The organism is Streptomyces sp. NPDC002156, from assembly GCF_053593675.1.
Map to the genome: position 1 here is coordinate 1 of NZ_JBSFDA010000129.1, position 12,468 is coordinate 12,468.

Here is a 12,468-nt window from a genome sequence, read left to right on the forward strand (position 1 = left end):
CGACACCACCAAGGAGCGCCACGACATGTGGCTGCTCAAGCGCTACGGACTGCCCGCCCTGTACTGGCACGGCATGCTCAAAGGCCGCGCCTGACGGCCCGGCGTCGAGGATCCGCGACGAGGAAGACAATCACGCGGCAGGACCAGAACGATTGAGCTACCTTCCTGTGACATCACGGCCTAATCGATTTAGCATTCCTTTCCCGCGGCGGGACGCGGGGTCGAGGAGGTTGCCGCAGATGCCAACCGTGCAAGACGCCGCCGTAAGGCTGTCGAGAACACCCGCGGGGCTGGAGGGGCTGCCACGGCCGGGCCGATGCCTGGTCATGGGGGTCCTCAACGTGCTCGCGGCCGTCGCGGGCCGGCACTGTGCCACCTAGGCGAGGCGCCGGCGTTGGCTAGGGGCGACGTGTGGTGACAGGGGGGAGATGGACTCATGAGAGGAACATCGACCATGCCTGGCCCAGGAAACAGTGCTCGGAGATCCCGTCAGATCCCCAACGCGAAATCGATGCGTTGGCGGACCTCTTCGAGATCCCCGGTACCGTCCAGGCGATGCAACAGGCCACGGTCGCCGTAGGCGCGAAGCAGGGGTGCTGTCTGCTCGGAGTAGACGGCCAACCGGTGGCGAACGACCTCGTCGGTGTCGTCGAGCCGGCCGCCGTCGGCCGAACGACGGCGGATACGCGCAACGAGTTGCTCGTCGGGAACCACGAGCTCGATGACACCGTCGACGGGTGCGCCACGAGCATCCAGGAGATCGTAGAGTGCGGCCACCTGCCGTGCGGTGCGCGGGTAGCCGTCCAGCACGAACGCCGAAGCCGCGTCGGGCTCCGCGAGACGGTCCCGGACCATGGCATCGGTCACGGCGTCGGGAACGTACTCGCCGGCCGCGATGAACTTCTCGGCGAGCACACCCAACTCGGTTCGGCGCTTGATGTTGTCCCGGAAGAGGTCACCCGTCGAGATGTGCGGACCGCCCACCCGTTCGGCCAGCGCGACCGCCTGCGTACCCTTGCCGGCTCCGGGCGGTCCCATGATCAGCAGACGCATCAGTCCTCCTCGGCCGTCGCGGGCGCAGCCATTCCTGCTGCGATCAGGTCCATCACCGAGCTGTCGGCGAGCGTGGTGGCGTCGCCGACCTCCCGGTTCTCTGCTACGTCGCGGAGCAGCCGTCGCATGATCTTGCCCGAGCGGGTCTTGGGGAGCTCCGGGACGACCATGACCCTCTTGGGCTTGGCGATGGGGCCGATCTCCTTGCCCACGTGATCGCGAAGCTCCGTGACGACCTCCCGGCCCCCGTCGCCCGCCGACTCGCGCAGGATGACGAACGCGACGACGGCTTGGCCGGTGGTGTCGTCGTCGGCGCCGACCACGGCGGCTTCGGCGACCTTGGGATGCGACACGAGGGCGGACTCGATCTCGGTGGTCGAAAGGCGGTGGCCGGAGACATTCATGACATCGTCGACGCGGCCGAGGAGCCAGATGGCACCGTCCTCGTCGCGCTTGGCGCCGTCGCCGGCGAAGTACATTCCCTCCCAGCGCGACCAGTAGGTGTCCTTGTAGCGCTCGTCGTCGCCCCAGATGGTGCGCAGCATCGCGGGCCACGGGTCGCGGATGACGAGGTAGCCGCTCTCGCCGTTGCTGACGCTGTTGCCGGCATCGTCGACGACGTCGGCGGTGACTCCGGGCACCGGCAACATGGCGGAGCCGGGCTTGGACGAGGTGACACCGGGCAGCGGGCTGATCATGTGGCCGCCGGTCTCCGTCTGCCACCAGGTGTCGACGATGGGGGTCCTCCCACCGCCGATGTTCTCGCGATACCAGATGTAGGCCTCGGGGTTGATGGACTCGCCGACCGAGCCGAGGATCCGCAGCGTCGACAGGTCGTACTCCGCCGGGATCTGCTCGCCCCACTTCATGCAGGTGCGGATGGCGGTGGGCGCGGTGTAGAACAGCGTGACGCCCTTGTCCTGGATGATCTCCCACCAGCGACCCTTGTGCGGGGTGTCGGGGGTGCCCTCGTAGAGCACCTGCGTGACGCCGTTGGCAAGCGGCCCGTAGACGAGGTACGAGTGACCGGTGACCCAACCGATGTCGGCGGTGCACCAGTAGACGTCACCTGGCTTGTGGTCGAACACGCCCCAGAACGTGTAGGCGGTCTGCACCAGGTAGCCGCCCGTGGTGTGCAGGATGCCCTTGGGCGTGCCGGTGGTGCCCGATGTGTACATGACGTAAAGGGGGTGCTCCGAGTCGAACGACTCGGGCGTGTGCTCGATGGACGCCTTGCCGACGGACTCGTGCCACCAGACATCCCTGATGTCATCGAACGGCACGTCCTGACCGGTACGCCGCACGACCACGACATGCTCGACGGGGCTGTCCTTGCCCAGCGTGACGATGGCTTCGTCGACAGCCGGCTTCAGCGACGACGCCGCGCCTCGTCTGTAGCCCCCGTCCGCGGTGATCACGATCTTCGCGTTGCAGTCCAGAACCCGACTTGCCAGCGCGTCGGAACTGAAGCCGCCGAACACCACCGTGTGCGGGGCGCCCAGGCGCGCGCACGCGAGCATCGCGATGACGGCCTCGGGAATCATCGGCATGTAGATGGCCACCCGGTCACCGACCCGCACGCCGAGCTGGGCCAGCGCGTTGGCTGCCTGCGACACCTCGTCCTTGAGTTGCGCGTAGGTGATGTCGCGGGCATCGCCGGGCTCGCCGACGAAGTGCAGGGCGACGCGGTCGCCATTGCCGTCCTCGACGTGGCGATCGACGCAGTTGTACGCTGCGTTGAGTTTGCCGTCGACGAACCACCTGGCGAACGGTGCGTTGGTCCAGTCAAGGACCTCGGTGAACGGCCTGGCCCACGAGATGCGCTCTGCCTGCTCGGCCCAGAACGCGAGCCGGTCCTTCGCGGCGCTGTCGTACGCATCAATCTTCAGGTTCGCGCCCGCCGCGAGATCCGCCGGTGGGTCGAACGTGCGAGCATCATCTGCCGGGTTGCTGATCCGATCAGGCATTTCGATCCTGCCTCCGATCTGTGCGCCAGCGGGAACGACGCCGCTGTCGTAGAGGTGTGGGCCACATGATCAAGTGATTCGTCGGCCCTCGGCACGTCCGAAAGTAGGTATTGGATGTCCGTCGATCTCATGCGACCCAGCGACATCGCCTTGCTGCAGCAGACGAGTCGTGAGGTCCGCCGGGCAATCCGCGGCGCGGTGTCGTTCGGCGGCCTGAACGAGAACGGGAAAGTCCGCATCACGGCGGTTTCCGGGGCGGAACGCAAGACGCTGACGTCGATCGTGCTCGCACCGTCTCGCGGCCTCGGAGGTCGCAGTTGGGAGCTCGGAAAGCCGCTTGCGGTCGGCGACTACGCAACCGCTGACGACATCACCCACGACTTCGACGACCAGATCCTCGGGGAAGGAATCGTCAGCCTGGCGGTAGCCCCGATCATCGTGCGCCGCATCGTGAGGGGGCTCTTGTACGTGGGCGAACGCTCGTCGTCGCGGTCCTCGGACGTCGTTCAGTTCCTGGAGCGTCAGGCGAAGCGCATCGCTCACGAACTGAACATCAGGGACCAGGTGGACGACCGACTGCGCCTCCTGCACGCGGCCGAGTCGGCCACGCGCGCGGCGCCCGCCGACCTCGGAGAGATTCACGCGCGCCTTCGCGAGATCGCACACCGCGTGTCAGACCCGCTGGTCGCCGCCGAGCTGAGAGAGCTTGCCGCACCCGCGAAGGCGGTCGACGGCCACGAGGCTGCCGACAGCCTCACCGCTCGGCAGATCGACACATTGGCGCTCGTGGGCCTGGGCCTCAAGAACGCCGAGATCGCGGCACGGCTGGGCCTTTCCGTCCCTACCGTCAAGAGCTATCTGCGTCAGGCGATGGCGCGGCTTCATGCACACACCAGGCAGGTCGCGGTGGTGGAAGCGCGCCGTCGCGGACTACTGCCATGACGGCGCGCTCGGGGGCGTAGGCCCGATGGCGGTGCGCGATGAGCCGTATTCACCGCGGCTTGCGCTCGGACCCTTCGTCGACGATCGTGGAAAATGCGTCTGCTCAGAGGGCGAAGGGCCAGGTGAGCGACGATGGGCGCTATCGGCGATCCCACATCCAGCTGGTTCAACGGGCTGATGGACACCTGCCTCGACATGTCCACGGCCGTGGCGGTGACCGACCCGGACGGTCGTGTGACCCGCTGGAGCAACGGGGCGCAGCGCCTGCTCGGATACACACCCGGAGAGATTGTCGGCAGACCGGTGGCCGATCTGTTTGCCTCGGACGTCGGCGGTGGCGGGGGTTCGGTGTTCCGGCACCGAGACGGTCGGCTCCTGGGTCTGGAAGGGTCTGTGTGTCCGCTGCTGGACGGTGAGCAGGTGACCGGCTTCCTGCTCATTGCGGCTGCCGGGGACGGGACACTCATGCAATGGGCGTTCGACCAGTACCCGAAAGCCCTCGTGATCTACGACCGCGGGGGCCGACTGCTCCGTATCAACGAGGAGATGGCCCGGGCGATCGGACACCCCGAGAACGAAGTCCGGGGTCTACGCCTGACCGATTACATGCCGGGGTCTCCGTATGAGGAGGGTGAAGAACTGATCTCCCGGGTGGCGATGTCCGGCGAGCCGGAGTACATGGACGGGGTCGTCAGGGTTCCGGGCGAGTCCAGGGCACATGCCTGGGCTGTCGATATTTTTCCGCTCAAGGGCGCGGACGGGCAGGTACGCGCGGTCACCCTGGAGGCCTACGACGACACCCAGCAGCACGGCTCCAGGGAACGCCTGGCGCTGCTGAGCGAAGCCAGGACCCGAATCGGCAGCAGCTTGGACGTGGAGGGTACGGCCCAGGAACTGGCCGACGTCGCGGTGCCGCGCTTCGCCGATTCCGTCACCGTCGACCTGCTGGACGCCGTCTTTCGCGGCGAGCTGCCCGCGCCCGTTGCGCCTGGTCCGGTCGTGCTGCGCCGGGCGGCGCACGTCTCCGCGGATCCGCAGGTGCGTGAGACCGTGCTCGCCACCGGCGAGACGCACACCCATCCGACGTCGTCGCCGGTCGCCCGCTGCTTGACCACCGGCCGCGCGGAACTGCACGACGTCGCCGACGCAGAGATCGTCAGCCGGCTCGCCGAAGGCCCCATGACACATTCACTCATCGCGGTGCCCATCCGTGCCCGGGACGCCACTCTCGGTGTGGCTGTCTTCCTCCGTCACGCGAGAACCCCCGCACCCTTCACGCACGATGACCTCGCCGTCACCGAGGACCTGGTTGCCAGAGTCGCGATCTGCCTGGACAACGCCCGCCGGTACACCCGCGAACGCGGCCTCGCACTCACGCTGCAACGCAACCTGTTGCCCCGGGGGCCGGCCCAGCACACCGGCCTGGAAACAGCCGCCCGTTACCGGCCCGCGGGTGGCAGCGCACAGGTGGGCGGCGACTGGTTCGACGTGATTCCGCTGCCGGCGGCCCGGCTGGGCCTCGTCGTCGGTGACGTCGTCGGCCACGGCATCCATGCCTCTGCCACGATGGGCCGCCTGCGCACCGCCGTACGGACCCTGGCCGACATCGACCTGCCGCCCGACGAACTCCTCACCCACCTCGACGACATCGTCACCCACGCCGCGCACGAGGAGGAGTCCGCGGACACCTCGACCGAGATCCCCGGCGACCTCGGCGCCACCTGCCTGTACGCCGTGTACGACTCGGTCTCCCGCACCTGCACCATGGCCAGAGCCGGTCACCCCGCCCCCGTAGTGGTCCACCCCGACGGAACGGCACAGGTCATCGACCTGCCCGCCGGACCCCCGCTCGGCCTGGGCAGTCTGCCCTTCGAGGCGACCGAACTCACCATGCCCGAAGGCAGCCTGCTGGTCCTGTTCACCGACGGACTGATCGAAGCCCGCGACCAGGACATCGACGACGGATACAACGCACTGCTGCGAGCTCTCACCTCACCTGCCCCGTCACTGGACACACTCTGTGACACCGTTCTGGAAACCCTGCGCCCCGACCCGCACACCGACGACATCGCCCTTCTTGTCGCCCGTACAAGTGCCCTCGCCCCGGACCATGTGGCTTCCTGGGACCTGCCCTCTGATCCCGCCGTCGTGGCCGAAGCCCGCAAACAGGCCGGCGACCGCCTCACTTCATGGGGACTGGACGAGGAGGTCTTCACCACGGAACTGGTGGTCAGCGAACTCGTCACCAACGCCATCCGGCATGCCACCGGCCCGATTCGGCTGAGACTGATCATGGACCAGAGTCTGGTGTGCGAGGTCTCCGACACCAGCGGAACCACCCCGCACATGCGCCGCGCCCGCCTCTCCGACGAGGGGGGCCGAGGACTGCTTCTCGTAGCCCACCTCACCGAGCGCTGGGGTACCCGCCACACCCTCAGCGGAAAGACCATCTGGGCCGAACAACTCCTCCAACCCGGCGCCGGATGCCGTCGATCGCCTGCCGGTTGAAGTGGGTGAGATGGCGCCCGGCGACCAGTTCGGTGGTGCCGTGGCGTCCCAGGTGGGTTGGGGAGCACGGCGGCGCCGGCGCCGGGTCGACCGACAGGTGGAGGCCGTCACCGAGACCGAGGACGACCAGTCGGCGACGTACATCTCGAAGGACTGGCCGGCGGCTAACGTGCCGGTGAGGAGCTTCTCGGTGACCTGGTCGTCGCGGTGGCCGAGGCGATCCATCAGGTAGTAGACCTGACAGCTGGTTACGCACGAGATACCAGTGAGGACCAGGTAGCGGTCGGCGAGGTTCCAGGCGAAGCCGGGGCGCCTGCGCAGACCGACCCGGAAGCTGCGCAGGGACTCCTTGAGGCCGTACGGCTCAGAACCCGTCTTTGAACCTAAAAGGGCTGGTCAACGACGGAAACCATTAGAGCGTTCGGCCCGGCCATTGGGCGCGTCGAGGTCGCCACCTGCCCCCACACCGTCCGTGTCCGCGGCTCCAAGGACACCACTCGACCCTCCTTCGCGGTCTCCTTTACAGCTTTGGAGCGCCTTCGTTCGAACCACTGATTCAATCGAACGCAGCAGCCCGGCGTGCACATGACGGGCGGGAATCCGAGCCTGGTCCCATGGGCATACGACCATGGGTGGTCGTCGAGCCAGCTGACCGGCGTGGTCTGCGCCGGATCACCATCCACGGCAAGACGGTGGGCACCGCCTGGTCCCTCCGCGAGCTGCGGAAGGTACTCCGCTCCCTCGGCTACCCCGACGACATGGACCTCGACGACCGCTCGCGCGTCCACTGGCGCGGCGGCGACAGCAGCGTCTGGCCCGACGACAGGGGCTGGAGACGGCGTGTGGTCATCACCCTCATGCTCGTGGGACTGGTCGGCTCGCTGGGGCTGCACGCTGTCATCGGCTGGGCGGACGCCCTGGGAGCACTGACCTTCGCGCAACGTCTCGTCGGAGTTCTGTTCCTGTTGGCAGGCGCAGTTCAGGGCATCGCGTTGCCTGCGGTCGTCGACCACTGGGGCCGTCGGCAGGTCAGGCTGTCCGGAGCACTGGTCCTGCTCGGCGTGCTCATGGCGCTGGCCACCACGACCCTTCTCCTCTTCCTGTGGCTGCAGGAACGAGAATTCATAGCCACTGTCCTGATTTTTCTCGCCCTGTGGATCTGGTCGCTGTGGGCCCTCCATACTCTCATCCGCGAAAAGGTGTGGAGAGGGATACCGCACCCCAGGAAGTTCGCGGCAGGAGTTACCGTCACGGCGCTCCTGACAGCCATCAGCCTGGGATACTCAATTCTCTATCAACCCATTGCCGCCCCCCGGCACTTCGTCCTGAAATCGGAATTCGGTACACCACAGACAGATGCCGACTCGCCCTATATCCACATCCCCCTCAAGCTCTACGCGAAGAACACCGGAGGAATTCCTGTCTACATCGTCGTCGACGACTACGCGGTCTATGGACGCTCGGCCGAGTTCTCCGAGTCAGGCGAGGGGATGATGGAATGGAAAGTAGGCAAGGAGGATGGGTGGGCCCCGGAGGCAGAGGCATTCGAGAGTAAAGTCAAAGATGAGATCATTTCATCTGGGCAGTTCCAGGGTCCTGGGTCAACACTGGACTCCGGGGAGGAGTTCAAGATGGAGAAGGTGATCACACTCCCTAAGCACACCCAGTACGAGACGCTGGATGCCGTTCTTCAGTTCGTTGTCCTGCGGCAGGACCGCGGGAAGATCGACGACGAATTCTCTTATGAAAGACTCTCCTGGATTGAGTCGGAAGGGAGATATTACTGCGACGACTGCGGTGAGCACGTCATACACCACGGCAGGGTGCGCTACAACGACAACTTGATCAACGTGACACGCAAGCCGCGGTATGTGGCGGCTTTCTGGTCGCCGGAAGAGGGGATGGATTCCTTCGTCTCCTCGTTCAACTTCAAGAACGAGAAGATAAGCGAGTCGATCTACGAAATATATACAGAACTGGACGAGGATGAAATGGACAGAGAGGCCGAGAGATACGGCCTTGCCTGGGTCTCCGTCAACTCGGAAGTGTCCGTCAAGGGACTGCTGAGGCAGGCGCAGCCCTGAGTCGCGCACGGTCTCCTCAGATCACGCCCGAGTCGTAGAAGAAACCCAGGTCGGTGATGGCGGTCTTCATGCGGGAGCGCACGAAGCTGTTGGCACCGTCGGTCCCGACGACATAGCGCGCGCGGAAGGTCTCTCCCGTGCCGGTGGTCAACTCGATGTGATCGTCGTGCTCCTGGAGGTCGGTGACCTCCTGGCCCCGGCGGAGGGTGATGCCCTCTTGTCCGGCGGCGGCCGTGGTGAGGACGGCCTCCAGCTCGGGTTGGGAGAAGAAGTTGGCGACCGGCCACCCCGAGGGGCCGGTACCCGACCAGTCGATGCGGACGAGGGCGTCGCCGTCGCGGTTGCGCCACTCGTAGTGGTCCGGTACCGGTTCGGTGACCGCCCGTACCTGCTCACCGACGCCGGCGGCCTGGAAGACGCGGCCGATCTCGTCGTCGAAGTGCACGGCGCGCGGCCGGTCGTACGGCTGGGGCCAGCGTTCGAGCGCGAGGACGTCGTGGCCGGCGCGGGCGAGTAGCAGGGACAGGAGCTGGCCGACGGGCCCGAAGCCGACGAGGGCGACTTCGTGGATGCGCTCTTCGCGTGGGGTGTGTCGGGTCATCGGGTCACTTCTCCGCGCTGTGGGTGCCGGTCATGAGAGCAGCGAGGTCCTCGGGGTGGAGGAAGGACGGGGGCGGCGGCGGGCCCCAGTTGAACAGCCCCTTGGCTCCTTCGAGGACCTCGGGATTCCACAGTTGGTCGTCGACGACGCAGTCCATGTCGGAGTAGTACTCCGAGAAGTTGCCGGCCGGGTCCTTGAGGTACCAGAAGAAGTTCGACCCCGCGTGATGGCGGCCCAAGCCCCAGATGTGGCGCTCGGGGTGGTCCGCCAGCATCGCGCTCGCGCCACGTCCCACGTCGTCGACATCGTCGACCTGCCAGGACGTGTGGTGCAGGAAGGCGACCGGCGCGTTCAGGACGAGGATGTTGTGGTGGTCGATGGAACAGCGCAGGAACGCGCCGGCGTCCTTGATGTAGTCGCTGGCCCTGAAGCCGAGACCGTCGCGGAAGAACGCGGTGGTCGCCTCGAAGTCGGTGGTGCCGACGACTGCGTGGCCGAGCTTGCGCGGCCGCACGGGAGCGGTGCGCAGGACGCCGGGGGCACGGGAATCTGTGCGCTCGATGCGGCCGGGCCCGTTGTAGGGCGTGGCCGGGACGCTCCGCTGGGTCAGGCGCGGAGCGATCTCCAGAACGGCGCGTACGCTGGTGGCCTTGTCGTACGCGGTCAGCGACGAGCTCTTCGACTCGCTCGGCACGCCGATGCGATCGAGGCGGAAGGCCGCGCCGGCCAGGTCGTCATGGTCGTCGACGCCGATGCGTACCTCGATCAGGCGGCGGGTCGGAGCGTGCACGATGCGCAGCTGGCGGCCGCCGTCGCGGGTGGCGAACCAGCCGTCGCTCTCGGGCGAGAGGCCGAAGTCGGCGTAGTAGGCGGCGGTCTCGCCGACGTTGGGGACCCCCATGGTGAGGGAGGTCAGGCAGTGCAGTGACATGAAGGGGACTCCTTTGTCCGGTTCCGTGACCCGGGCGGGCGCGTCAGCCCTTGAAGTTCTGGCGCAGCTCGCCGATGCCTTCGACGGACGAGACCAGTGCGTCGCCGGGGGCCAGCCAGCGCTGCGGATCGCGACCCAGGCCCACGCCGGCCGGGGTGCCGGTGAAAAGGACGTCGCCGGGGAGCAGCGGCAGAACGGCGGAGAGCTTCGAGACGAGCGCGGGGACGGAGAAGATCAGGTCACTGGTACGGCTTTTCTGGACCTCCTCGCCGTTGATGGAGCAGGAGAGCTCCAGGTCGTCCGGATTGTCGAACTCGTCTGGGGTGACCAGCCACGGACCCATGGGCGTGAACCCGGGAAAGGACTTTCCGAGACCGAACTGCGGGATGGGCCCTGCCAGCTGGGTGATTCGCTCGGATATGTCCTGGCCGACCGTGAGTCCGGCGATGTGTGACCAGGCATCCGCCTCGGAGACGCGTTCGGCGCGAGTGCCGATCACCGCGACCAGTTCCACCTCCCAGTCGGTGTGCCCCTCGGGCGGCAGCGCGACCTCGGTGACCGGGCCGCTGATGCTGGTGGCGAACTTGGTGAAGACGGGCGGCAGGCCCTCGGGGGCCTCGAAGCCCGACTCCGAGGCGTGCGCACGATAGTTGAGCCCGATGGCGAGCAACTGGCGCGGCGCCGGCGCGGGCGATCCGAGGTGGGCGGCCTCGAAGCGCTGCCCCTGCGGGAGCTCGGCCGAACCGGCCCAGGACCGGAACTCGGCCCAGCGTTCGTAGACGGCCTGCGGGTCGGCACCGAAGCGTCCGTCACTGGCCTCCTCGACGTCGACGGCACGGGCCTGGTCGTCGGTGATCAGGACCAGTCGGCCGGAGAGATTGGCGATCCGCATGGTGCGCTCCTCGTCGGGGTCATGTGGTCACCCTGCCGGAATCCAATTCAGCATGATGATTACGTTGATGTTGCGCCCGCGGTTCCGGAGACGTCAAGGGGGGATCGGGGTAACCTTCATAATGAATTCAGTGAGCCGTCGAAGGAGAGCCTTGAGTACCGCACGCGATGCCGCACGCACGAGTGCGTCCAGCCGGGCCGAGCAGGCGGCGCAGCGCATCGCCGCGCTCGCCGAGGCCGCACGACCGGGTGCCAGGCTCGGCACGAAGGAGTTGCTGCGTACTCAGTGCGCGGTCTCGGTCGGGACCTTCAACGAGTCGCTCCGCCTGCTCCAGTCCCGCGGCCTGGTCACCGTGAGACCCGGTCCGGGCGGCGGGATCTTCGTGGCCGAGCAGTCCCCCATGGTGCGCCTCGGGAACTCCGTCCTCGCACTGGACGCCCAGGGGACGGATGTCGCGGACGCCGTGCGCATCCGTGACGCGCTCGACCCGTTGCTGATCGAGGACGCGCTGTGGCACGCCTCACCGGCCGACATCGCGGACCTCCGACAACAGATCGAGGCCATGGCGGAGGCGGTCACGGCGGCCGATCCCGTCGCCTTCGTCCACGCCAACTGGAAGCTGCACGCCCGTATCGCCGAGATCAGCCCGAACCCGTTGCTGAGGTCGCTCTACAAGAACCTGCTCGACCTCATCGAGGCCCACACTCTGGCCGTACTGCCCGGCAGCGACCAGCCGCTCGCCGAGTACGTCGCACAGCGCCACGAACTCCACCGAGACCTCGTCGACGCCCTCGACGCGCGCGACCGCGACACGGCGCTGCGGCTCATCCACGAGCACAACACGAGCCTCGCCGGCGAAACCTGACCACGCGCAGGGGATGTGGCGGGCAAGTCGCCCCGGAACTGCCGCAAATCAACGAGGACGACGAACCGGTCATCGATGCCGCCGAGTCCCGTCGGCACACAGAACCTGACCCGTAGTGGCTCTGGAACACTTCCATGACTCGGGCGCAGGCATGACCACACGACGCCACATGGTCATCGGGGCATCGCAGGTCGGCTGCGCCTCGCATGCGGCATACCCGGCGAGCGCGTTCAGCGTCGGGGCGCGGTCCGACCGTCTGCTGGTGTTCGGCGCCGAGGACGCTGCGGGAGAAGGGCCGCAGTGTGTCGTACGCGATGGCGGCCTCGGCATGACGACCTTGGGCGCCCGTCGCCGACGCGGTGACGTTCAGCGTCGGCGGCGCGTACATGTCGTTGCGCCGCTGAGACCGGGCCGCAGCCACGGCACGGGCTCGGCCTCCGCCTCGGCCCAGGGGGGGAGCGGGGCTGTTTGCAGGGGTGGGTGTGGGCCTTCCCGTACCCGGCGGGACGCCTCAGCGCGGTCAGTCTGCGAGCCGTAGGCCAGTGCGGAGCCTGCCGCCTTCGGCCCTGTTTCCGCCCCGGAAGTCTTCCCACCGCCCCGGCTCCATGCCCTCCCCGAGCGGAAC

Annotated in this window: 11 protein-coding genes; 6 read left to right on the plus strand and 5 right to left on the minus strand. The window is 67.3% G+C overall.

The window, feature by feature from the left end; translation table 11 throughout:
* The first annotated feature begins 239 nt into the window (after positions 1-239).
* On the plus strand, positions 240-380 hold the full coding sequence (locus tag ACWCRB_RS36190) for a hypothetical protein (protein WP_451000100.1): 141 nt from the start codon (positions 240-242) through the stop codon (positions 378-380).
* Positions 381-489: 109 nt separating this feature from the next.
* On the opposite strand, the gene ACWCRB_RS36195 is transcribed toward ACWCRB_RS36190, so the two are convergent.
* Both ACWCRB_RS36195 and acs read right to left on the minus strand, forming a co-directional pair.
* Positions 490-1,053: an adenylate kinase gene (locus ACWCRB_RS36195; RefSeq protein WP_451000101.1), complete on the minus strand. Its 564-nt coding sequence runs from the start codon at positions 1,051-1,053 to the stop codon at positions 490-492.
* Positions 1,053-3,020: an acetate--CoA ligase gene (gene acs, locus ACWCRB_RS36200; protein ID WP_451000102.1), complete on the minus strand. Its 1,968-nt coding sequence runs from the start codon at positions 3,018-3,020 to the stop codon at positions 1,053-1,055. The genes ACWCRB_RS36195 and acs overlap by 1 nt, the downstream gene beginning before the upstream one ends.
* Positions 3,021-3,134: 114 nt before the next feature.
* Between acs and ACWCRB_RS36205 the strand changes: the two genes are divergently transcribed.
* The 4 genes from ACWCRB_RS36205 (at position 3,135) to ACWCRB_RS36220 (ending at position 8,554) form a co-directional block, all read left to right on the plus strand.
* Positions 3,135-3,962, plus strand: a complete 828-nt coding sequence (locus ACWCRB_RS36205; protein ID WP_451000103.1) for a LuxR C-terminal-related transcriptional regulator — start codon at positions 3,135-3,137, stop codon at positions 3,960-3,962.
* 132 nt (positions 3,963-4,094) lie between these two features.
* Positions 4,095-6,470 (plus strand): SpoIIE family protein phosphatase, encoded by a 2,376-nt coding sequence (locus ACWCRB_RS36210; RefSeq protein WP_451000104.1) that lies wholly within the window; start codon positions 4,095-4,097, stop codon positions 6,468-6,470.
* Between the two features lie 10 nt (positions 6,471-6,480).
* A complete protein-coding gene (locus ACWCRB_RS36215) occupies positions 6,481-6,702 on the plus strand; it encodes a hypothetical protein (RefSeq protein ID WP_451000105.1) in 222 nt (73 codons plus the stop codon).
* 382 nt (positions 6,703-7,084) lie between these two features.
* Positions 7,085-8,554, plus strand: a complete 1,470-nt coding sequence (locus ACWCRB_RS36220) for a hypothetical protein (protein WP_451000106.1) — start codon at positions 7,085-7,087, stop codon at positions 8,552-8,554.
* Between the two features lie 16 nt (positions 8,555-8,570).
* Here the strand turns inward: ACWCRB_RS36220 and ACWCRB_RS36225 are convergent, their stop codons facing one another.
* From ACWCRB_RS36225 to ACWCRB_RS36235, 3 genes are read right to left on the minus strand one after another with little or no spacing between them, the layout of a single operon-like run.
* A complete protein-coding gene (locus ACWCRB_RS36225; protein ID WP_451000107.1) occupies positions 8,571-9,155 on the minus strand; it encodes an FAD-dependent monooxygenase in 585 nt (194 codons plus the stop codon).
* Between the two features lie 4 nt (positions 9,156-9,159).
* Positions 9,160-10,086, minus strand: a complete 927-nt coding sequence (locus ACWCRB_RS36230) for a VOC family protein (protein ID WP_451000108.1) — start codon at positions 10,084-10,086, stop codon at positions 9,160-9,162.
* A 43-nt stretch (positions 10,087-10,129) separates the two neighbouring features.
* Entirely contained in the window at positions 10,130-10,978 is an 849-nt protein-coding gene (locus ACWCRB_RS36235) for a fumarylacetoacetate hydrolase family protein (RefSeq protein ID WP_451000109.1), read from the minus strand.
* A 151-nt stretch (positions 10,979-11,129) separates the two neighbouring features.
* Between ACWCRB_RS36235 and ACWCRB_RS36240 the strand changes: the two genes are divergently transcribed.
* Positions 11,130-11,843 carry a FadR/GntR family transcriptional regulator gene (locus tag ACWCRB_RS36240; RefSeq protein WP_451000110.1) on the plus strand — a complete coding sequence of 238 codons (714 nt, stop codon included), beginning with the start codon at positions 11,130-11,132 and terminating at the stop codon, positions 11,841-11,843.
* The last annotated feature ends 625 nt before the right edge of the window (positions 11,844-12,468 follow it).